This is a genomic window from Achromobacter sp. RTa (assembly GCF_000757485.1).
In the GTDB taxonomy this organism is placed as follows: Bacteria; Pseudomonadota; Gammaproteobacteria; order Burkholderiales; family Burkholderiaceae_B; genus Achromobacter.
On sequence record NZ_JPYO01000042.1, the window covers coordinates 102,534 to 122,890 of the forward strand.

A 20,357-nucleotide genomic window follows, 5' to 3' on the forward strand; every position below is an offset into this window, starting at 1 on the left:
CCATGGCTACTCCCAATCCCACCCTGCATTACATTTTCGATCCGCTCTGCGGCTGGTGCTACGGCGCCGCGCCGCTGCTGCAGTCCGCGCGCGCCATTGCCTGCCTGGACATTGCGCTCCACGGCGGCGGCATGATGGCGGGCGGCAATCGCCAGCCCGTGACCGAAGCGCTGCGCCGCTACGTCATGCCGCACGACGAACGCATCGCCAGCCTGACGGGCCAGCCTTTCGGCGAGGACTATTTCGACGGGCTGCTGCGCGATACCGGCGCAGTGTTCGATTCCGAACCGCCCATTACGGCCATCCTCGCCGCGCAGGCGCTGGACGGCCGCGGGCCGGAACTGCTCCAGCGCATCCAGCGCGCGCACTACGTGCAAGGCCTGCGCATTGCGGACCCGGCCGTGCTGTCGGCGCTGGCGGCCGATATCGGGTTGGACGGCGCGGCCTTCGACGCCGCCTACGCGGCGGCCCGCGGCGCCGAAACCGCGTCGCACATCGCGGGCAGCCGGCAACTGCTGGCCCGGCTGGGCGGCACCGGCTTCCCGACCCTGGCGCTGGAACGCGGCGGCGCCTATGAACTGCTGGAGCCGTCCCGCTACCTGGGCCGCCCCGAACAATGGCAAGCGGACCTGCGGGCCCGCATCGGCGCCTAGGCAGCCAGGGCCAGCAGCACCCCATAACCGGCCATGCCCAGCAGCACGGCGACACCCGTGTTGCTGACCAGCCGCGCCGCCACGGCGGTCACGACGAGGCCGCCCGCATACGGCCCGATCCGGGCCGCCTGCTCACTGGCCTCCAACAGGTCGGGCACGATGACCGCAGCGGCGATCCCCGCCAGCAGGGAGGGCCCGAGCGCGGCCAGCGCCGACCCTTCGCGCGACAGATGGCGCAGCAGGCGGCTGCGCTCGGACAGCATGAAAGGCAGCGCGCGCGTCAGATAGGTGATCACGGCCATGGCGACCACCGCGCCCCAGAAACCCAGTCCGTCGGTATTCATGCGGACCTCCTCAAGCGGTAAGCGGCGCAGCCGATGACGGCGCCGGCCAGGATGGCCGCGCTGGTGTGTCCCATGGCGGCCACGGCGCCCGCCCCCGCCACCGCGGCCACGATGGGCAGGCCCATGCCGCGCTTGGCGCTCTGGCAGACCAGGGCCATGAACAGCGCCGGCAGCGCAAAGCGCATCACCTGCGACAGCATCGGATAGTGGCGTTCCAGCCCGTCTCCGGCATAGACGCCGACCGCGGTGCCGGCGATCCAGGTCAGCCAGGCGCCAAGCCCCAGCGCGGTCATCCAGCCCTGCCGGCGCGCGGGGTCCACCGCCTGCAGGCGGTTGAACGCCGTGGCGAATACTTCGTCGGTCAGGAGGAATGCGATCTTCAGGCGGCCGCGCAGCCCGGCGGGCAGGAAACGGGACAGCAGCGGACCATACAGCAGGTGGCGGGCGTTGAGCAGCGAGCAGAGCGCCACCACCCACAGCCATGGCGTGCCCGCCTTGATGGAGGCCAGCAACAGGAACTGGCTGGCGCCGGCGTAGACCAGCACGGAGATCAGGATGACCTGCAGGGGAGCCAGGCCGGCCGCCATGCCGGCGATGCCGAAGGTCACGGCCACCGGGAAGTAGCCGATCATGACGGGCAGGCAGGACTTCAGGCCGTCGATGCGGGCGCCAGCAAGAGCGGGCGCCGGGGCGGATGAGGACTCCAAGGTTCTTTCGCTTGTTCGGTGTTGCGGCAAGCGCCTAGTTTACTCATCCGCCGCGCGCGGCTAGGTCTCGTCGGCCCCCAGCACGCGCAGTTGCGCCTTCAGGCGCCGAACTTCCTGGCTCAGGTCCAGGATCAGCGCCGCCGCGTCCAGGCTGGCGCCGAAATCCCGCTCCAGGCGCCGCGCGTCCAGCGCGCGCTGCAGGTCCACGCTGTAGAAACGCCAATCCGCGGGCCGGCGCCCGCTGGCGTTGACGATGCCCACTTCGACCAGCCGCACGATCCACTCCACTTCCTGGCCGCAGGCGCGGGCGAGGTCGTCGGCGCTCAGGGGCTGCGTCTTGCCCACGACGGTGGCGCTGGTAATGACAAGCTTCTTCATGATCAGACCCCCATGTGGCGCCGCGGATTGAAGGGCAGGTCCTGTTGCAGCTGCCGGTAGGCGGCCTTGGCGGCCTCACTGTCGGCCGGCGGCAGCACAAGATCCAGCACCAGGTACAGGTCGCCCGCCGGGTCGCCCGGAATTCCGCGCCCGCGCAGCCGCAGCTTGCGGCCATTGCCGGACCCAGGGGGGATGGCGACCTCGACGATGCCGCCCGGGGTGGGCGACTTGACGCTGGCGCCCAGCGCGGCCTCCCAGGGCGCCACGGGCAGCGTCATGTAGAGGTCGCGGCCGTCCACCTTGTACTGCGGGTGCGGCTTGAAACGGATTTCCAGATAGAGGTCGCCGTTCTCGCCCCCGCCGTACCCGGGCATGCCCTGGCCCGCCAAGCGGATGAATTGGCCTTCCCGCACGCCGGCGGGAATCTTCACGCTGAGCGTGCGGGTCTGCATCTGCGGACGGCCCTGGTCGTCGATCTTCATCGAACGCAGGCTGATGTCGCGCGTGGCGCCCTTGAGCGCGTCTTCCAGGTCCACCTCGATCGCGGCGTGATGGTCTTCGCCGCGCGCGCGGAATTCCTGCTGCTGCGCCCGGCCGTGGCGGCCGCGGCCGCCGAACAGCGACGAGAAGAACTCGCTGAACTGCGCCTCCTCGCCCGGAGCCGCGCCGCGATGGAATTCGAAGCCTTCGTCCCAGCCTGGCGGCGGCTGGAAGCCGCCCCCGGGCGACACGCCCTCGGCCAGATTGTCGTAGGCCAGGCGCTTTTCCTGGTCGCGCAGCACGTCATAGGCTTCGTTGACGTCGCGCATGCGTGTTTCGGCGTCTTTTTCCTTGCTGACGTCGGGGTGATATTTGCGGGCGAGCTTACGGTAGGCGCGCCGGATCTCGTCTTCGGAAGCGCCCCGCTCCACCCCTAGAATGCCGTAATAGTCCTTGAACTCCATGTTCCGCCCTTTGCAAGGGTTGCGGCCGCCCGGGATCGCGCCGGGATTCGGCCTTGAATATCAAGAAGATAGGGGTTGCGGACCGTTTTTTCAATGCGCATTGCCAAGCCGGACGCATCGCGCATAATGTCCGGTTGCAGCCGCGGCGGCGGCCTGTCCTGGCGCGCCGCGCGGAACGAATACGAACAAACAGGAACGATCTCGTGCTGGAAATCATCGACGCCGACTTCAACAACGCCGAGCATGGCCGCCAGGTGCTGGCCATGCTGGACGAATACGCCAGCGGCCCCATGGGCGGCGGCGCCCCGCTGTCCGGCTACGCGCGGCAGCACCTCATCGCAGAGCTGGCCCGCCGCCCCACGGCTCACGCCTTGCTGGCCCGGGTCGACGGCGAACCCGCGGGCGTGGCGATCTACCTCGAAGGCTTCTCCACCTTCGCGTGCCGCCCGCTGCTCAACCTGCATGACCTGGGCGTGTCGCCCCGCTTCCAGGGATCGGGCGTGGGCAAGGCGCTGCTGTCCGCGCTGGAAGACCGGGCGCGCCAGCTCGGCTGCTGCAAGATCACGCTGGAAGTGCTGGAAGGCAATGCCGTCGCCCAAGGCCTGTACCGCAAGCTCGGCTTCGAGGGCTATGCGCTGGACGACGCCACCGGCCGCGCCATGTTCTGGCAGAAGAAGCTGCCTGCCTGAGTAGCGTAGTATCCATTCTTTGCCGGGCGCCTCCGCCCGGACCACGATGCAGGATCGACCATGAAGATGAGCAATATCCCTTTCGGCACCACCGACTGGGCTGAAGTGGAACGCACCGAGCACGCCGGAGAGACCGGCATGGCCTACTGGCGGACCCGGAAGTTCGGCGACCTGCGGGTGCGGATGGTGGAATACACCCCCGGCTACCTGGCGGATCACTGGTGCAGCAAGGGGCACATTCTTTTCTGCCTGGAAGGCGAGCTCCACACCGAACTCGAGGACGGGCGCCAGTTCGTCCTGACACCCGGAATGAGCTACCAGGTCGCGGACCAGGCCGAGCCCCACCGATCCTCCACCGCCACGGGCGCCAAGCTCTTCATCGTGGATTGACGCCCCCACGCGACAGGCGGGCGGCAGTTGCGTTACGCTTGGCCCATGCGGGGCCTCGCGCCGCGACGCCCCGCCGCCTATCACCCGCCTGACCGGAGACCACACTTGGGCGCCCCGCTTACGCTATTCGTCGATTCCCTGTTCCTCAGCCCCTACGCCATGTCGGCCTACGTGGCTCTGACCGAAAAGCAGCTGCCGTTCGAGGTGCGCCCGATCGACCTCGAAGTCGGCGAACAACGCATGCAGCCTTACCAGGCGCGCGCGCTGACTTCCAGGGTGCCCGCCTTGACGCACCAGGATTTCCACCTGACCGAATCCAGCGCCATCGCCGAATACCTGGACGAGGCCTTTCCCGCGCCCGAGCACGCGGCCCTGTACCCGCGCGATCTCCGCGCGCGCGCCCGGGCCCGCCAACTGCAGGCCTGGCTTCGCAGCGACCTGGCCGCCCTGCGCCAGGAGCGCCCCACCGAAACCGTGTTCTACGGCGCCGCCGGGCAACCGCTGTCCGACGCCGCCCATGCCGCCGCCGCCAAGCTCGTCCGGGTCGCGGAGAGCCTGGTGGGCGCGGGCCGCGCCTGTCTGTTCGACGAATGGTGCATCGCGGACACGGACCTGGCGGTCATGCTCAAGCGCCTGTCCCAGGACGACCTGCCCGAGACCTTGCGCGCCTACGCCGAAGGCCAGTGGCAGCGGTCCTCGGTCCAGAAATGGCTGGAGCACAACGCCGCCGCGCGGCCCTGACCGGCTCGATTCCGCGGAGGGCCCGATGCAACTGCTGGATCACGTTTCCATCACCGTGCCCGATCTGGGCCCGGCCCGGCCCTTCTACGATGCCGTCATGCGAGCGCTGGGCGCCGGCAAGGTCTATGACCGCCCCGATGCGCTCGGCTACGGCGAACGCTGCGGCCCCGGCAGCGGCCAGCACAGCTATCTTTCCGTGTTCGCCAGCGGCGGCGCCGTCGACGCCGCCGGCGCGCGCCGCCACTGGTGCTTCAAGGCGCCCAACCGCGCCGCGGTGGACGCCTTCCATGCCGCCGGCCTGGCGCACGGCGGGCGCGACGAGGGCGCGCCTGGCCTGCGCGAGCACTACCATCCGCAGTACTACGCCGCGTTCCTGCTGGACCCTGCCGGCAACCGGATCGAAGCCGTCTTCCACGGTCCGGCCTGAAGCCGCGGGCAAAGCCGGAAACAAAAAAAGGGACGGGCGAATCCGACAAGCTTGACGGAGATCAGCCCCTCCGATGTTGCAGCGCAACATCAGTTGCGGTGTAATGGTGGGGTCAACCTGGCCGGTTCCACTCGGGATCGGCTTGGCGGCTACCGCCGCCGGAAGCTACTACAAGGAGATCGCCATGGCCGGATCCGGCAACGATCGCGTCCCCGCCCCGTCCTTCAACCCCTGGACGGCCGCCTACGAATATGCAGTGGACGCCTGGCAGCGCGGCGTGCTTTACGCCGATGTAATGCGCCAGCGCGGCAACCAATATCACGAGCACATGGCCAAGCGCGCGCCCAACGTGCTGAGCATGGAATTCGAGCTGGTGCTGGACGGCCGCTGCCTGCCTCGCCCCGTCAACTATGGCCTGCTGCGCATCAAGCCGCCCGCGGGCGTGGAAACGGATCCGATCAAGCGCCCCTTCCTCGTCGTGGACCCGCGCGCCGGGCACGGCCCGGGCATTGGCGGTTTCAAGCCCGAAAGCGAAATCGGCGTGGCGGTGCGCGCCGGCCATCCCTGCTACTTCGCGACCTTCCTGCCGCAACCCATGCCCACGCAGACCGTCGAAGACGTGATGATGGCCGAGGCCCGGTTCCTGGAAGAAATCATCGCGCTGCACCCCAACGCCGAAGGCAAGCCGGTGGTGGTCGCCAATTGCCAGGCGGGCTGGCAGATCATGATGACGGCCGCGGTCCGCCCCGAGCTCTTCGGCCCGATCATCGTCGCCGGCGCGCCCCTCTCGTACTGGGCCGGCTGGCGCGGCATGAATCCCATGCGCTATGCCGGCGGCCTGCTGGGCGGCAGCTGGCTCACGGCGATGACCAGCGACCTGGGCGACGGTAAATTCGACGGCGCCTGGCTGGTGCAGAACTTCGAAAACCTGAATCCGGCGAATACGCTGTGGTCCAAGCAGTACAACCTGTACTCCAAGGTGGACACGGAGTCCGCCCGCTACCTGAGCTTCGAGAAATGGTGGGGTGGCCACGTCTTCCTGAACGGCCCCGAGATCCAGTACATCGTCGACAATCTGTTCGTCGGCAACCGTCTGGCGACGGCCGGCCTGGTGACGTCCGACGGCATCCGCATCGACCTGCGCAACATCCGTTCGCCCATCGTGGTGTTCTGCTCCAAGGGCGACAACATCACGCCTCCGCCGCAGGCGCTGGGCTGGATTCCCGACCTCTACCAGGACGAAGCCGAAGTGCTGGCCCACGGCCAGACCATCGTCTATGCCGTGCACGAGAGCATCGGCCACCTGGGCATCTTCGTGTCCGGCAGCGTGGCCCGCAAGGAGCACCAGGAATTCACGTCGAACATCGACATGATCGACGTGCTGCCGCCGGGCATCTACCAGGCCGAGATCGCCGACAAGACGCCCGACACGCAGAACGCCGACCTGGCCTATGGCAACTACGTGCTGTCGTTCGAACAGCGCAGGCTCGACGACGTGCGCGCCATCGTGGACCGCAGGGAAGAAGACGACCGCCGCTTCGCCGCCGTGGCCCGGATCTCCGATATCAACCTGGGCATGTACCGCAGCTTCGTGCAGCCCTGGGTCCGCGCCATGGTGACGCCGCAATCCGCGGAATGGGCGCAGCGCCTGCATCCGCTGCGCCTGCCCTATGAGCTGATCTCGGACCGCAACCCCGTGATCGCGCCGATCGCCCAGGTGGCCGAACAGGTGCGCGAGCACCGCCAGCCCGTCTCGCCCTCCAACCCGTTCCTGCTGGCGCAGGAAATGTTCTCGAACCTGATCGAGACCAGCCTGAACATCTGGCAGGAACTGCGCGATTCGGCCGACGAGCGCACCTTCATGGGCGTGTATGGTTCGCCCGTGGTGCAGGACATGGCTGGCCTGGGCGCGCGTTCCGGCCCGCCGCGCAAGCATCCAGGCGTATCGCCCGAACACCATCGCTTCATGGAAGAGCGCGCGGCCGAACTGCGTTCGCTGCTGCAGGAAGGCGGCCTGCGTGTCGCCGCGATCCGCATGCTGCTGTATGTATCCGGCGCTGAAGGCGGCCTGGACGAGCGCAGCTTCGCGCTGATCCGCAAGATGCGGGCGGAGTCCGACAATGCCTTGACCCTGCAGGAATTCAAGGACGTCACCCGCGACCAGGCCCTGATGATGACGCTGGATTCGGCCGCCGCCATCCAGGCCATGCCGCGCCTGCTCGACGACTCGCCGTCCGCTGCCATCCGCGAAACGCTGGACACCATGAAGCGCGTGCTGGAAGCCGCCGAACCGCTGAGCGAGGCGGCGCGCGAAAGCCTGGGCGAAATGGAACGGATCTTCGAATCCGCCGAACGCCGCGCGCAGAAGCGCGAGCAGGCGCTGGCGCCGGCGCCTGCCGCGACAACGGCTCGCAGGCCCGCGCGGGCAGCCGCCGCCAAGAGCAAACCACCCGCCGCCACGGCCAAGCCCGTGAAGGCGGCCTCGCCCTCCGGCGCCAAGGGCGGCGCCGCCAAGGCTCCCGCGCGCGCGGCGCGCAAATCCACCAAGGCGGCCTCCTGATGACCCTGCCCGCGTCCACGCATTACGACAAGCTCATTGCGCGCGCGCAGACGCTGGCGCCCGCCTCGTGCGCCATCGCCCATCCCTGCGACGAGCCTTCGCTCTCCGCCGCCTTGCAAGCCAGGGACCTGGGGCTGCTGCAGCCGATCCTGGTGGGCCCCGAGCTCAAGATCCGCGCGACCGCAGCCCAGCACGGGCTGGATCTGGGCAACGCCCGCATCGTCGACGCGCCGCACAGCCACGCGGCCGCCGAGAGCGCGGTCGCCCTGGTGCGCAGCGGAGAGGCCACGCTGCTGATGAAAGGCAGCCTGCATACCGACGAACTCATGCACGAAGTGGTGGCGCGCGACACGGGGCTGCGCAGCGGCCGGCGCATCAGCCACGTGTTCATCATGGAGGTTCCGACCTACGCGGAGCCGCTGTTCATCACGGATGCCGCCATCAACATCTTCCCCGACCTGGAAACCAAGGCCGACATCATCCGCAACGTGATCGACCTGCATCGCGGCCTGGGCCTGGGCGAGCCCCGCGTGGCCATCCTGTCGGCGGTGGAGCAGGTCACGCCCAGCATTCCCGGCACCATCGAGGCCGCCGCGCTGTGCAAGATGGCCGATCGCGGCCAGATCACCGGCGGCCTGCTGGACGGCCCGCTGGCGCTCGACAACGCCATCAGCCCCGATGCCGCCCGCATCAAGGGCATCCGCTCCCCGGTCGCCGGAATCGCGCAGGTGCTGGTGGTGCCGGACCTGGAAGCCGGCAATATGCTGGCCAAGAACCTGACTTTTCTGGCCAATGCGGAAGCCGCCGGCATCGTGCTGGGCGCGCGCGTGCCCATCATCCTGACCAGCCGCGCCGACAGCCCGCGATCGCGCCTGGCCTCCTGCGCGGTGGCGGCCATCTACGCGCACCACCTGAACCAGGAGCAGGCCCGTCCGCTCGCCTGATGCATGGGTCCCCCTACCCGCTTACGCGATTTGTCCCAAACCGGAATCACAGCGCCATGGCCGACACCATTCTCGTCATCAACGCCGGCAGTTCCAGCATCAAGTTCTACCTGTACGACATCGACGGCGAGCAGGAACTGGCCCCCCGCCTGGGGGGCCAGCTTGAAGGCATCGGCACGTCCCACCCCAGGCTGCGGGTGCGCGACGCGGCAGGCCAGACCCTGGTGGAGCGCGAGATCTCGCCCAGCCATGCGCCCGACGTGCCCAACGCCCAGGAAGTGGTCGGCACCTGGCTGAGCGGCCACCTGGGCGGAGCGCCGCTGGCGGTCGGGCACCGGGTGGTGCATGGCGGCCCCGACCTGGCGGAGCCGGTCCTGGTGGACGACGACATCCTGGCGAAGCTCGACGCCTTCACGCCCCTGGCGCCGCTGCACCAGCCGAACAACCTGGCGCCGATCCGCGTGATCCGCGAACGCCGGCCCTGGATCCCGCAAGTGGCGTGCTTCGACACCGCCTTCCACCGCAGCCACTCCGACCTGGCCGACCGCTACGCGCTGCCGGAACGCCTGTACCGGGAAGGCGTGCGCCGCTATGGTTTCCACGGGCTGTCCTACGAATACATCGCGCAGCGCCTGCGCCAGGCGCTGCCGGACATCGCCATGGGCAAGATCATCGCCGCCCACCTGGGTTCGGGCGTTTCCGCCTGCGCCATGCAGCATGGCAAGAGCGTGGACAGCACGATGGGATTCACGGCGCTGGAAGGCCTGCCCATGGGCACCCGTCCCGGCCGCCTGGATCCGGGCATCGTGCTGTGGATGATGGAACGCGGCATGAGCCATGACGAGATCGAGCACATGCTGTATCACGACTGCGGCATGAAGGGCCTGTCGGGGATCAGCAACGATATGCGCGAACTGCTGGCCAGCGACTCGCCGTCGGCCAGGCTTGCGCTGCAGTATTTCGCATGGCGCGTGGCCGAAGGCATGATCGGGCTGGCCTGCGCCATGAACGGCGTGGACGCCATCGTCTTCACCGCCGGCGTCGGCGAGAATTCCGCCGAAATCCGCCAGGCGATCAGCGAACACTGGGGCTGGCTGGGCATCAAGCTCGACCCGGAGCGCAACGGCCGCCACGGCCCGCGCATTTCCAGCGACGACAGCCGCATCGGCGTCTACGTGGTGCGCACCAATGAAGAACTGATCATCGCCCAGCACACGCTGGCGCTGGTGAAGCAGCGGTGACCCCGCGGGGGCTCTAGCCCAGCGTGGCAGGCGCCGCCTGGCGCCAGCGCTCGATGGCCTCGACGGCCTGCTCGGGGCTGCCGAAGATCTTGTCGCGCCCGATCTTCTTCACCAGGCCGGACCGCTCCAGCGCCGTGCGGAACTGGCCATGCCCGCCCGCGACCAGCAGGGCCATGCCGCGGGCGTCCAGTTCGCGCTTGAGTTCGTACAGGGCCTCGACCGCGTCTGCGTCGGCCTGGGTCATGGCCTCCGCGTCCAGCACGAACCACTGCGCGCCGGCCGCCTGGTCCATCACTTCGCGCGCGCGCCGGCGGAATGCGTCGGCATTGAAGAACCATACGGACGACTCGAACAGCCAGATTACCGTGCCTGGCACCGGCCGCGCGTCCGGGTTCAGGTGCAGCTTGCCCAGCACCGATTCGCCGGGTAACCGGCCCAGCAGCGCATCGCGCGGATTGCCCGACACGTACATCGCGTACAGCAGCGTTGCGCCCACCGAAACCGCAACGCCCTGCAGCACGCCGAAACCGATGACGCCCACGGCCGCCAGGACGGCGAAGGCGAGTTCGATGCGCGAAATGCGGGCCAAGCGCAGGAAAGCCTTGCCATCGAACAGGCTGACCGCAGCCAGCAGCAAAATGGCCGACAGCACGGCCTGCGGCAGCCAGTAGAGCGGCGCGCTCAGCAGGCCCACCACGATCGCGAGCGCGGCCGCGGCGCTGACGCTGACCAGAGGCGACGAGCCGCCGGCGACCAGCCCCACCGCGGTGCGGGAATCGGCGCCGGTCACTACGAAGCCCTGGAACAGCCCCGCCGCCACATTGGCCGCGCCGAAACCCACCAGTTCGCGGTTGGGATCCACGTGTTCGCCCGTGCGCGCGGCGAAGCTGCGCGCCGTTACGATGCCGCTGGAAAAACTCACGACGAGCACCCCGGCCGCCCCCATCAGAATGCCGTCCACGCCCTCCAGCCGCACCGGCAGGCTCAGCGCCGGCAAACCGGCGGGCACGTCGCCTACCACTGCGATGCCCAGGCTGGGAAAGTCGAAGACCCACGAGACCAGGCAGGATCCCGCCACCAGCAGGATGGGGCCCGGCAGGTTCGGCCGCCTGCGCTTGAGCACCACCAGCAGCAGGCAGGACGCCACTCCCAGGATGAGCGTGGGGATCCGGATCTCGGGCAGGCGGCGCGACAATTCGAGGAAGGGATGCACCAGGCCGCTGTTGCGCAGCCCAACTCCCGTCAGGCCGCTCAACTGGGAAATGGCCAGGGTGACCGCCACGCCAGCCATGTAGCCGATCAGGACGGGCCGGGACAGCAGGTTGGCCAGCACGCCCAGGCGCAGGACGCGGGCGATCAGGCAGCCGACGCCCACGGTCAGGGCGATGCCCGTCGCCGCCACCAGGCGGTCTTCGGGCGTGGTGAGCGCCATTCCGGTAAGGGTGGCCGCGATCAGGGTGCAGGTCGCCGTGTCGGGCCCGACGATCAGCGTGCGCGAGGAACCGAACACGGCGTAGCCCAGCATTCCGGCAATGGCCGCCCACAGGCCCGCGACGGGCGGAACGCCCATCATGGCCGCGTAGGCCAGCCCCACCGGCAGCGCCACGGCCGCCACGCTCAGCCCGGCCATGACGTCGCGCCGCGCCGATTCCCGGGTCAAGCCCCGGAGGTTGTTCAGGCCAGGAAACAGGCGTAGGTTCATGATGCTGCGGACGTATCGGGATAGCGGGATTCCGCAGGGCGCGCGGAGCGTGGGCCAAGCCTACACCAAGCCTGCGCCTTGCAGATGCGCCCGATCAAGCGGCCGCGATCAATATTCCCTCAGGGAATCAATTTACTTCAATATTTATCCCTTTTCGGAAGCGAGACCATTGCGTAGAGTCGCCTGCATAAGAAAAGCGGCTTTCGCCGCATCCGTAGACCAAATCGGCTCCCCGCCCGCGCATGCGCATGGGGCGGATTACGGGCCGGCACTCCTGGAGACCCCATGCATTTCGCCTTCCTGCGCCGCGCCGGCGGCGCGCTCGCGCTGGCCGCGCTGGCCGCCGGCATCGCCCCCGCCGCCGCCGCGCAAACCTACCCCGACCGTCCGATCAAGCTGGTCGTGCCCTGGCCGCCGGGCGGCGCCACCGATGCGTTGGGCCGCATGCTGGCGCAGCGCCTGACCGAGAAGCTGGGCCAGACGGTCATCGTGGACAACAAGGCCGGCGCGGGCGGCAATATCGGCACCGCCGCCTTCGTCCGTGAAAAGGCCGATGGCTATACGCTGCTGATGGCCACCAGCTCCACGAACGCCGCCAACCCGCATCTTTATTCGCGGCTAGGCTTCGACCCGGCCAAGGATTTCACGCCGGTCGCGTTCGTGGCCGAGATCCCTAACATCCTGGAAGTACCCAAGAAATCGAGCTTCCAGTCTGCCGCCGACCTGATCGCCGCGGCGAAGGCCGAGCCCGGCAAGCTGAACTATGGCTCCGGCGGCGTCGGCTCGTCGCAGCACCTGGCGGGCTCGATGTTCAAGCACCTGACGGGCGTGGACGTGCTGCACATTCCGTACAAGGGCAGCGGCCCCGCGGTTTCGGACCTGATGGCGGGCCAGGTGGACATGATGCTGGACACCGGCTCCCTGGCACAGGTACAGGCCGGCGCCTTGCGCGCGCTGGCCGTCGCCTCGCGCCAGCGGCTGCCGGCGCTGCCGGACGTGCCCACGTTCGCCGAGGCAGGCGTGCCCGGCATGTACGCATCCGCCTGGTACGGCATCGTGGCGCCCGCCGGCACGCCGGCGGACGTGGTCCAGCGGCTGAACAAGGAAGTCAACGCCGTGGTCGCCGATCCCGAGATGAAGAAGCGGATGGAAGGCATGGGCGCGCTGGTGCCGGACGGCCAGACGCCCGAAGCCTTCGGCGCGTTCATACAGTCGGAGATCGCGCGCTATGCGGATATCGTGAAGATGTCCGGCGCGAAGATGGAGTGACGGAAAGGAAGGAGGGGCCAGTGTCTGACACCCGTACGAAATGACCGTACGGATTACGCGGATGCCGCCGGGTGTCTGACACCAGCGAAAGACATTGCCTTACCGATTGGTGTCAGACACCCCTGAAAAGCTGCTTCAAGCCCGAAGCGCCTTGCCGTCAGGGTGTCAGACGCCTGCCTGGGAGGCGTATCCCCACAGCCTGCGCAAGAATGGCCGGCCCGCCGCCGGGCCGCCCCAAGGCGGGCCAGCCCCTTGGGGGGCAGCTAGCCCCGTAAGGGGCGCGGCGTGGGGGCTCTCTCTACCCCGCCCGTTCTTCCAGCACGGCCACGGCGGGCAGGGTCTTGCCTTCCAGGAACTCCAGGAACGCGCCGCCGCCGGTCGAGATGTAGCCGACCTGCTCGCTGATGCCGTACTTGGCGATGGCGGCCAGCGTGTCGCCGCCGCCGGCGATCGAGAAGCCTTCGGATTCGGCGATGGCGCGCGCCACCACTTCGGTGCCGTTGGCGAACTGGTCGAATTCGAACACGCCCACGGGACCGTTCCAGACGATGGTGCCGGCCTTCTTCAGGATCTCGGCCAACTGCGCCGCGGTCTGGGGACCGATGTCCAGGATCATGTCGTCGTCGGCCACGTCGCTGGCGGCCTTGACGGTCGCCTCGGCATCGGCGCCGAACGACTTGGCGCACACCACGTCAACGGGGATCGGCACTGCCGCGCCGCGCTGCTTCATGATGTCGATCACCGCGCGCGCCTGGTCGACCTGGTCGGGCTCGGCCAGCGACTTGCCAATGGACAGGCCGGCCGCCAGCATGAAGGTGTTGGCGATGCCTCCGCCCACGACCAGTTGGTCGACCTTGTCGGCCAGGGATTGCAGGATGGACAGCTTGGTCGACACCTTGGAGCCGCCCACGATGGCGACCAGCGGGCGCTTGGGGTCGTTCAGGGCGCGGCCCAGCGCTTCCAGCTCGGCTTCCAGCAAGGGGCCGGCGCAGGCCACGGGCGCAAAGCGCGCGATGCCGTGCGTGGTGGCCTCGGCTCTATGGGCCGTGCCGAAAGCATCGTTGACGTAGACGTCGCACAACGCGGCCATCTTCCTGGACAGCGTCTCGTCATCCTTCTTTTCGCCGACGTTCACGCGGCAGTTTTCCAGCAGCACGACCTGGCCGTGATCGACCTGGACGCCATCGACCCAGTCGCGCACCAGTTGCACGGGCATGCCCAGCAGCTCGGACAGGCGCTGGCCGACCTTGGCCAGCGAGTCGGCGTCGGTCAGGACGCCTTCCTTCGGGCGGCCCAGGTGAGAGGTAACCATGACCGCGGCGCCGGCATCCAGGGCCAGGCGGATTCCGGGCACCGAGGCGCGGATGCGGGTGTCTTCGCTGATGCGGCCGGCGTCGTCGAACGGAACGTTCAGATCGGCGCGGATGAACACGCGCTTGCCGGACAGGGCGCCGGACTTGGCCAGCGCGGACAGAGTGTTGACCTTGGACATATTTGGATTCCTACGATGGGCGTACAAAGGGGACGAACCCATTTTCCGCACTCGCGGAAAACAAATCCGTCCCCTCTATGGACTAGCCGTGTTGCTTACTTGGCCGACATCAGCGCGACGGTGGTGTCGAGCATGCGGTTCGAGAAGCCCCACTCGTTGTCGTACCAGGACGAGACCTTGACCAGGCGGCCCGAGACCTTGGTCAGCGACGCGTCAACGGTGCTGGAGGCCGGGTTGTGGTTGTAGTCCACCGAGACCAGGGGTTCGGTGTTGTAGTCCAGGATGCCCTTGAGCGCGCCTTCCGAAGCTTCCTTCAGGATGCTGTTCACTTCCTCGACGGTCGTGTCGCGCTTGGCGACGAACGACAGGTCGACGATGGACACGTTGATGGTCGGGACGCGGATGGCGTAGCCGTCCAGCTTGCCGTTCAGTTCCGGCAGCACCAGGCCCACGGCGGCGGCGGCGCCGGTCTTGGTGGGGATCATGCTCATGGTGGCCGAACGCGCGCGGCGCAGGTCTTCGTGGTAGACGTCGGTCAGGACCTGGTCGTTGGTGTAGGCGTGAACGGTCGTCATCAGGCCGTTTTCCAGGCCCAGCTTGTCGTTCAGCGGCTTGACCAGCGGGGCCAGGCAGTTGGTGGTGCACGACGCGTTGGAGATGACGGTATCGGAAGCCTTCAGCACGCCATGGTTCACGCCGTACACGACGGTGGCGTCGACGTCCTTGCCGCCGGGGGCCGAGATGATGACTTTCTTGGCGCCGCCCTTGATGTGCGCGCCGGCCTTTTCCTTGGTGGTGAAGAAGCCCGTGCATTCCAGCACCACGTCGACCTTCAGCTCGCCCCAGGGCAGCTCGGCCGGGTTGCGGTTGGCCAGCACGCGGATCTTGTCGCCGTTGACGACCATGAAGTCGCCGTCGACTTCGACGGTGCCCGGGAACTTGCCGTGGGCGGTGTCGTAGCGCGTCAGGTGGGCGTTCGTCTTGGGATCGCCCAGGTCGTTGATGGCGACGATTTCGATGTCGTGCTTCTTGCCACCTTCGTAGTGGGCACGCAGGATGTTGCGGCCGATGCGACCGTAACCGTTGATGGCGACGCGAATGGTCATGACTAAGCTCCTTTTTACAAAACTTGGCGGACGGTCTCGGCCACCTTGTCGGCGGTCAGCCCGAAGAACTTGAACAGCGCGCCGGCCGGCGCGGATTCACCGTAGCGGTCGATGCCGACCACCGCGCCTTCCAGGCCCACGTACTTGTGCCAGAAGGCGGTGACGCCGGCCTCGACGGCCACGCGCGGCAGGCCCTTGGGCAGCACGGACTGCTTCCAGGCGGCGTCCTGGCGGTCGAACACGTCGGTGCTGGGCATGGAGACCACGCGCACGGCGATGCCGTCCTTGGCCAGTTGCGCCTGCGCGTCCAGCGCGATGGCGACTTCCGAGCCGGTGGCGATGATGACGGCGCGGGCGCCTTCGGCGTCGCGCAGCACGTAGCCGCCGCGGGCGATGGCCTCGACGGTGGCGGCGTCGCGCGGCACGAACGGCAGGTTCTGGCGCGACAGCAACAGCGCCGTCGGGCCGCCGTCGTGCACGTCCATGCCGATGCTGGTCGGGCGCGTCACGGCCGCATTCCAGGCCACGGCGGTTTCGGCCGTATCGCACGGGCGCCACAGCGACAGGTTGGGGATCAGGCGCAGGCTGGCGGCGTGCTCGATGGACTGGTGGGTCGGGCCGTCTTCGCCCAGGCCGATCGAGTCGTGGGTGAACACGTGGACCACGCGCTGCTTCATCAGCGCGGCCATGCGGATGGCATTGCGCGAGTAATCGGAGAAGGTCAGGAACGTGCCGCCGAACGGCAGGTAGCCGCCGTGCAGGGCCACGCCGTTCATGATGGCGGCCATGCCGAATTCGCGCACGCCGTAGTTGATGTGGCGGCCGAACTGGATGCCCTCTTCGCCCGCGCGGACGGCGGCGACGCCCTTCCAGTCGGTGAAGTTGGAACCGGTCAGGTCGGCCGAACCTCCCAGCATTTCCGGCAGCGCGGCGGCCAGAGCCGTGATGGCGAACTGCGAAGCCTTGCGGGTGGCAACGGTTTCGGCCTTCTCCAGCGTGGCGTTCAGGAACGCCTGGAACTGGTCGGCGTAGCCGGCGGGCAGCTCGCCCTTCATGCGGCGCGCGAACTCGGCGGCCTCGGCGGGGAATTCGGCGGCGTAGGCGTCGAAGGCGGATTGCCATTCGGCCTGGGCCGAGGCGCCCTTCTGGCGGCCGTCCCAGCCGTTGTAGACGTCTTGCGGAATCTGGAAGGGTTCCGAGGACCAGCCCAGCGCGGCGCGGGTGGCGGCGATCTCGTCCTTGCCCAGCGGCGCGCCGTGCACGTTGTGCGTGCCGGCCATGTTGGGCGAGCCCTTGCCGATGACGGTGCGGCAGACGATGAGCGTGGGCTTGGCGGACTGCGACTTGGCCTGCTTGATGGCGGCGTCCACTGCGGCGACGTCATGGCCGTCCACGCCGCGGATCACGTTCCAGCCGTAGCCTTCGAAGCGCTTCGCGGTGTCGTCGGCGAACCAGTGCTCGACATGGCCGTCGATGGAGATGCCGTTGTCGTCGTACAGCACCACCAGCTTGCCCAGCTTCAGCGTGCCGGCCAGCGAGCAGACTTCGTGCGAGATGCCTTCCATCAGGCAGCCGTCGCCGGTGAAGGCGTAGGTGTGGTGGTCGACGATGGAGTGGCCGGGCTTGTTGAACTCGGCGGCCAGCAGCGCTTCGGCCAGCGCCATGCCCACGGCATTGCCCAGGCCCTGGCCCAGCGGGCCGGTGGTGGTTTCCACGCCCGGGGTGATGCCCACTTCGGGGTGGCCCGGCGTCTTGGAATGCAGCTGGCGGAAATTCTTCAGTTCTTCGATCGGCAGATCGTAGCCCGTCAGGTGCAGCAAGGCGTAGATCAGCATCGAGCCGTGGCCGTTGGACAGCACGAAGCGGTCGCGGTTGGCCCAGGCGGGATCCTTGGGATTGTGACGCAGGTTGCCGGCCCACAAGGCTTGGGCGATTTCCGCCATGCCCATGGGAGCACCCGGGTGCCCGGAGTTCGCTTGTTGCACGGCGTCCATCGCGAGGGCGCGGATGGCATCCGCCAAGGCAAGTTTAGGGGCGGTCGGATTGCTCATTCGGAAGGCTCTTTGAAGCTGGCATGCCTAGAAAAAATAGGGCCAGTTAAGTAGGTTGCGAAGCAAGGGATTTTAGCATCCAGGGGTTTCCCTCAGGCCATCGGCCGAAAGGCCGGTGCGGCGCCGGCTTCCGACGGCATAATAAGGTCCCCGCGCCACCCCTGCCGCGCGGGCCTGCAGCCACTCTTTGCCATACCGCAACGCCCATGTCCGCCCCCCGCTTCTTTTGCGAAATTCCCCTCGCCTCCGGCGCCCGCGTGGCCCTGCCGGACGCGCTTGCCCACCACGCGCTGCGGGTGCTCCGCCTGCGCGACGGCGAGGCCCTCACGCTGTTCAACGGCCACGGCGGCGAATATCCCGCGGTGCTGGAGGTGGAAGACAAAGCCGGCTTTGCCCGGCTGGGGGAGTTCTCGCCCCGCGAGGCCGAGTTGGCCGGCAGCGTCACCCTGGTCCAGGGGCTGCCGTCCGGAGACAAGATGGACTGGGTCGTGGAGAAGGCCGTGGAACTGGGCGCGGCGCGGGTCTGCCCGATCGCGGCGCAGCGCAGCGTGCTGCAATTGTCCGGGCCGCGGCTGGAAAAACGCGTGGCGCACTGGCAGCGCATCGCGCAGTCCGCCAGCGAGCAATGCGGCCGCAACCGGCTGATGGCCGTGGAGGCTCCCTGCACGCTGGCGGAGTGGCTAGCCCGACCGGATGCGGGGCTGCGCCTGATGTGCCACCCGGAAGCCCCGGACGACCTCGCCACGCGGCTGCGGTCCGCCCCCGGCCTGCAGGCCCTGACCCTGCTGGTGGGCCCGGAAGGCGGGTGGTCCGACAAGGAGCTGGAGCTGGCCCGCGAAGCCGGGGTCCAGGCCGTGCGCTTCGGCCCCCGGGTGCTGCGCACCGAGACGGCCGGCCTGGCGCTGGTGTCGGCCGCCAGCGCGCTGCTGGGCTGGTAGGACGCTCAGCCGTTTTCGCCGTAGGGCGCGGCGGCGACTCCCGGCTCGGGATCGGGATGCTTGCCGGCGTGCTCGATGACGTACGCGAAGACGCGGCCGTTCTCGCGGGCGAAATCCGAGGCGTCCGAGCAGACGGTTTCGATGAGGGCGGCGTCTTCTTCCAGCGCCGGATCGCCGGAGTGCAGCTTGTATAGCCAAAGCACCACGCCGATCTTGTGATCCAGCACCGTGTCGCAGAGGCAGTCGTACAGCGCGTCGAGATTGCCGCCGAAGTACTCGGGAAAATCCACCGCCTTGACGATGGCGCGCAACACCGCCGAACGGCTGCGGGCAGGATCGCAATTGGCGACGAACAGAGGCAGGCCGAGCTCGTGCGCGGCGTCCACCACGGCCTTTTTATCCAGCCCTTCGCCGGCCAGCGCACCGCCGCGCAGCAGCTGCCGCTGCAAAGTAGATTGGCCATTGCGCGTCATGCCTGAGCCTCCTTGAAAAAGGCGATCACTTCGTCGTTACGCTGCATCGTATCGGCATAACCCAGTTCAATCAATCGCTTGGTGTAGCTGGATTCGAACAGGAGGTAGGACATCAGAGATCCGCCTCCCGGACGGCTTGGATCGGACGATACACCGAGTACGCGGAAAAGGGCACGGGCCTGGGCCGGCATGTCCTGCAAATGCTCCAGCGCCATCAGGTCCAGCGACTGGCTGGGAGTGATCGTCAGGACTTCGATGCGGCGCACGCCGGTGCCGGAATCGCCCTCTCCGGTCAGGGCCATCAGGGAGTTCATCCGCTGCAGGCGCTCGACGTCGATCGACAGGCCATCCAGGAATATGCTGGCCAGCGCATGCCCGCCCACCTGGGCCAGGGACGGATAAGGCGGCGAGTCCTCGCGGTTCTCGGGGTGGGTGTCGTCCCGGAAGCCTGTGCCGATCACCAGCACCCGATGCGCGCCCAGGTGTATGGCCGGGCTGATGGGCGCCAGCTGGCGCATCGAGCCGTCGCCGCACCATTCGCCCTTGCCGTGCACCTGCACCTGGCGGGCCGGGAAGACGAAGGGGATGGCGGACGACGCCATCAGGTGGTCGATGCCGATCGGCGTGGGAATGGCCAGGCGCAGATAGCGGTGCCAGGGCTCGATGGGCGTGTGCGCCTGATAGAAGGTCAGGTGCTCGCCGCTGGTGTAGCCCGAGGCCGTGATCGCCAGCGCGGACAGCGCCCCGCTCTCCAGGTTGGACCTGAGGTGCTGGAAATCCAGTACCCGGCCCAGCAAGGCCTCCATGGGGCTGTTGTCCAGCAGGGAGGTGGGCCGCTTGCGCGTCAGCCCCGAATACATCCAGCCCAGCGACAGCAGGCCCAGCCAGCGCCCACCGGTACGGAGCATGCCGGGGGTGTCGGCACGGTAGATCATGTCGGTATTCAGCGAGGACCAGAGGCGCCGGATGCGCCGCACGCCCAGGTGCGGCCGGTCGGCCCGGCACGCCAGCGCCGCGGCGTTGATGGCGCCCGCGGAGGTGCCGCAGATGATGTGGAAGGGATTCTGGAAACGGGAATGCCAGTCCGGATCCAGCAGTTCCATGATGGCGCTGAGCACGCCCACCTGGTAGGCGGCGCGGGCGCCGCCTCCGGTCAGGACCAGGCCGGTCGGCGTGCGCGGGCACGCCGGGCCGGCCGGCCTTACTTCAACGCGGTGTATTGACATCGACGACCGTCATCGCCGTCATGTTGACGATGCGGCGCACGGTGGAGCTCGAAGTCAGGATGTGCACGGGCGCATTCGCGCC

At 68.3% G+C, this 20,357-nt stretch carries 20 protein-coding genes; 10 read left to right on the forward strand and 10 right to left on the reverse strand.

Annotated elements, in window-relative coordinates; translation table 11 throughout:
- The first annotated feature begins 2 nt into the window (after nt 1–2).
- A complete protein-coding gene (locus JL37_RS18150) occupies nt 3–653 on the forward strand; it encodes a DsbA family protein (protein ID WP_043545983.1) in 651 nt (216 codons plus the stop codon).
- Here the strand turns inward: JL37_RS18150 and JL37_RS18155 are convergent.
- Genes JL37_RS18155 through JL37_RS18170 form a run of 4 tightly spaced genes read right to left on the reverse strand, consistent with a single transcriptional unit; the run spans nt 650 to nt 3,026 of the window.
- Nucleotides 650–997: an AzlD domain-containing protein gene (locus JL37_RS18155; RefSeq protein ID WP_043545984.1), complete on the reverse strand. Its 348-nt coding sequence runs from the start codon at nt 995–997 to the stop codon at nt 650–652. The two genes, JL37_RS18150 and JL37_RS18155, sit on opposite strands and share 4 nt — an antisense overlap.
- On the reverse strand, nt 994–1,704 hold the full coding sequence (locus JL37_RS18160) for an AzlC family ABC transporter permease (protein ID WP_043545985.1): 711 nt from the start codon (nt 1,702–1,704) through the stop codon (nt 994–996). Before JL37_RS18160 ends, JL37_RS18155 begins: the two co-directional genes overlap by 4 nt.
- 60 nt (nt 1,705–1,764) lie before the next feature.
- Nucleotides 1,765–2,082, reverse strand: a complete 318-nt coding sequence (locus tag JL37_RS18165; RefSeq protein WP_043545986.1) for a chaperone modulator CbpM — start codon at nt 2,080–2,082, stop codon at nt 1,765–1,767.
- 2 nt (nt 2,083–2,084) lie between these two features.
- A complete protein-coding gene (locus tag JL37_RS18170) occupies nt 2,085–3,026 on the reverse strand; it encodes a DnaJ C-terminal domain-containing protein (protein ID WP_043545987.1) in 942 nt (313 codons plus the stop codon).
- Nucleotides 3,027–3,229: 203 nt separating this feature from the next.
- Between JL37_RS18170 and JL37_RS18175 the strand changes: the two genes are divergently transcribed.
- From JL37_RS18175 to JL37_RS18205, 7 genes are all read left to right on the forward strand, one after another.
- Complete coding sequence (locus JL37_RS18175) at nt 3,230–3,715, forward strand: GNAT family N-acetyltransferase (RefSeq protein WP_043545988.1); 486 nt, start codon at nt 3,230–3,232, stop codon at nt 3,713–3,715.
- Between the two features lie 60 nt (nt 3,716–3,775).
- A complete protein-coding gene (locus tag JL37_RS18180; RefSeq protein ID WP_043545989.1) occupies nt 3,776–4,105 on the forward strand; it encodes a DHCW motif cupin fold protein in 330 nt (109 codons plus the stop codon).
- Between the two features lie 105 nt (nt 4,106–4,210).
- On the forward strand, nt 4,211–4,846 hold the full coding sequence (yfcF, locus tag JL37_RS18185; protein WP_043545990.1) for a glutathione transferase: 636 nt from the start codon (nt 4,211–4,213) through the stop codon (nt 4,844–4,846).
- A gap of 25 nt (nt 4,847–4,871) precedes the next feature.
- Nucleotides 4,872–5,273, forward strand: a complete 402-nt coding sequence (locus JL37_RS18190) for a VOC family protein (RefSeq protein ID WP_043545991.1) — start codon at nt 4,872–4,874, stop codon at nt 5,271–5,273.
- A 184-nt stretch (nt 5,274–5,457) separates the two neighbouring features.
- Nucleotides 5,458–7,833 (forward strand): DUF3141 domain-containing protein, encoded by a 2,376-nt coding sequence (locus JL37_RS18195; protein WP_043545992.1) that lies wholly within the window; start codon nt 5,458–5,460, stop codon nt 7,831–7,833.
- The gene (locus tag JL37_RS18200; RefSeq protein WP_043545993.1) at nt 7,833–8,777 is read left to right on the forward strand and encodes a phosphate acetyltransferase; all 945 of its coding nucleotides are present in this window, start codon (nt 7,833–7,835) and stop codon (nt 8,775–8,777) included. Before JL37_RS18195 ends, JL37_RS18200 begins: the two co-directional genes overlap by 1 nt.
- Before the next feature lie 56 nt (nt 8,778–8,833).
- Nucleotides 8,834–10,018 (forward strand): acetate/propionate family kinase, encoded by a 1,185-nt coding sequence (locus JL37_RS18205; RefSeq protein WP_043545994.1) that lies wholly within the window; start codon nt 8,834–8,836, stop codon nt 10,016–10,018.
- A 13-nt stretch (nt 10,019–10,031) separates the two neighbouring features.
- Here JL37_RS18205 and JL37_RS18210 read toward each other — a convergent pair whose 3' ends face one another.
- Nucleotides 10,032–11,720 carry a SulP family inorganic anion transporter gene (locus tag JL37_RS18210; protein WP_197064628.1) on the reverse strand — a complete coding sequence of 563 codons (1,689 nt, stop codon included), beginning with the start codon at nt 11,718–11,720 and terminating at the stop codon, nt 10,032–10,034.
- Between the two features lie 285 nt (nt 11,721–12,005).
- On the opposite strand from JL37_RS18210, the gene JL37_RS18215 reads away from it, so the two are divergent.
- Nucleotides 12,006–12,989: a tripartite tricarboxylate transporter substrate binding protein gene (locus JL37_RS18215; RefSeq protein ID WP_043545995.1), complete on the forward strand. Its 984-nt coding sequence runs from the start codon at nt 12,006–12,008 to the stop codon at nt 12,987–12,989.
- Nucleotides 12,990–13,287: 298 nt separating this feature from the next.
- On the opposite strand, the gene JL37_RS18220 is transcribed toward JL37_RS18215, so the two are convergent.
- The 3 genes from JL37_RS18220 to tkt form a co-directional block, all read right to left on the reverse strand.
- Entirely contained in the window at nt 13,288–14,481 is a 1,194-nt protein-coding gene (locus JL37_RS18220; RefSeq protein ID WP_052097349.1) for a phosphoglycerate kinase, read from the reverse strand.
- 95 nt (nt 14,482–14,576) lie between these two features.
- Nucleotides 14,577–15,587 (reverse strand): type I glyceraldehyde-3-phosphate dehydrogenase, encoded by a 1,011-nt coding sequence (gene gap, locus JL37_RS18225; RefSeq protein ID WP_043545996.1) that lies wholly within the window; start codon nt 15,585–15,587, stop codon nt 14,577–14,579.
- 14 nt (nt 15,588–15,601) lie between these two features.
- The gene (tkt, locus tag JL37_RS18230) at nt 15,602–17,638 is read right to left on the reverse strand and encodes a transketolase (protein ID WP_043545997.1); all 2,037 of its coding nucleotides are present in this window, start codon (nt 17,636–17,638) and stop codon (nt 15,602–15,604) included.
- 206 nt (nt 17,639–17,844) lie between these two features.
- Between tkt and JL37_RS18235 the strand changes: the two genes are divergently transcribed.
- The gene (locus JL37_RS18235) at nt 17,845–18,576 is read left to right on the forward strand and encodes a 16S rRNA (uracil(1498)-N(3))-methyltransferase (RefSeq protein ID WP_043545998.1); all 732 of its coding nucleotides are present in this window, start codon (nt 17,845–17,847) and stop codon (nt 18,574–18,576) included.
- A 5-nt stretch (nt 18,577–18,581) separates the two neighbouring features.
- Here JL37_RS18235 and JL37_RS18240 read toward each other — a convergent pair whose 3' ends face one another.
- Complete coding sequence (locus JL37_RS18240) at nt 18,582–19,049, reverse strand: barstar family protein (RefSeq protein WP_043545999.1); 468 nt, start codon at nt 19,047–19,049, stop codon at nt 18,582–18,584.
- The gene (locus tag JL37_RS18245) at nt 19,046–20,275 is read right to left on the reverse strand and encodes a patatin-like phospholipase family protein (RefSeq protein ID WP_081955110.1); all 1,230 of its coding nucleotides are present in this window, start codon (nt 20,273–20,275) and stop codon (nt 19,046–19,048) included. Before JL37_RS18245 ends, JL37_RS18240 begins: the two co-directional genes overlap by 4 nt.
- Nucleotides 20,276–20,357: the final 82 nt, after the last annotated feature.

Excerpts from the sequence above, each read along its gene's own strand:
- JL37_RS18200 (WP_043545993.1), top strand. The coding sequence starts at position 7,833 with ATGACCCTGCCCGCGTCCACGCATTACGACAAGCTCATTGCGCGCGCG.
- JL37_RS18235 (WP_043545998.1), top strand. The coding sequence starts at position 17,845 with ATGTCCGCCCCCCGCTTCTTTTGCGAAATTCCCCTCGCCTCCGGCGCC.
- JL37_RS18195 (WP_043545992.1), top strand. The coding sequence starts at position 5,458 with ATGGCCGGATCCGGCAACGATCGCGTCCCCGCCCCGTCCTTCAACCCC.
- tkt (WP_043545997.1), bottom strand. The coding sequence starts at position 17,638 with ATGAGCAATCCGACCGCCCCTAAACTTGCCTTGGCGGATGCCATCCGC.
- JL37_RS18190 (WP_043545991.1), top strand. The coding sequence starts at position 4,872 with ATGCAACTGCTGGATCACGTTTCCATCACCGTGCCCGATCTGGGCCCG.
- JL37_RS18180 (WP_043545989.1), top strand. The coding sequence starts at position 3,776 with ATGAAGATGAGCAATATCCCTTTCGGCACCACCGACTGGGCTGAAGTG.
- JL37_RS18170 (WP_043545987.1), bottom strand. The coding sequence starts at position 3,026 with ATGGAGTTCAAGGACTATTACGGCATTCTAGGGGTGGAGCGGGGCGCT.
- JL37_RS18245 (WP_081955110.1), bottom strand. The coding sequence starts at position 20,275 with ATGTCAATACACCGCGTTGAAGTAAGGCCGGCCGGCCCGGCGTGCCCG.
- JL37_RS18150 (WP_043545983.1), top strand. The coding sequence starts at position 3 with ATGGCTACTCCCAATCCCACCCTGCATTACATTTTCGATCCGCTCTGC.
- JL37_RS18155 (WP_043545984.1), bottom strand. The coding sequence starts at position 997 with ATGAATACCGACGGACTGGGTTTCTGGGGCGCGGTGGTCGCCATGGCC.
- JL37_RS18215 (WP_043545995.1), top strand. The coding sequence starts at position 12,006 with ATGCATTTCGCCTTCCTGCGCCGCGCCGGCGGCGCGCTCGCGCTGGCC.
- JL37_RS18205 (WP_043545994.1), top strand. The coding sequence starts at position 8,834 with ATGGCCGACACCATTCTCGTCATCAACGCCGGCAGTTCCAGCATCAAG.
- JL37_RS18240 (WP_043545999.1), bottom strand. The coding sequence starts at position 19,049 with ATGACGCGCAATGGCCAATCTACTTTGCAGCGGCAGCTGCTGCGCGGC.
- JL37_RS18220 (WP_052097349.1), bottom strand. The coding sequence starts at position 14,481 with ATGTCCAAGGTCAACACTCTGTCCGCGCTGGCCAAGTCCGGCGCCCTG.
- JL37_RS18165 (WP_043545986.1), bottom strand. The coding sequence starts at position 2,082 with ATGAAGAAGCTTGTCATTACCAGCGCCACCGTCGTGGGCAAGACGCAG.
- gap (WP_043545996.1), bottom strand. The coding sequence starts at position 15,587 with ATGACCATTCGCGTCGCCATCAACGGTTACGGTCGCATCGGCCGCAAC.
- JL37_RS18210 (WP_197064628.1), bottom strand. The coding sequence starts at position 11,720 with ATGAACCTACGCCTGTTTCCTGGCCTGAACAACCTCCGGGGCTTGACC.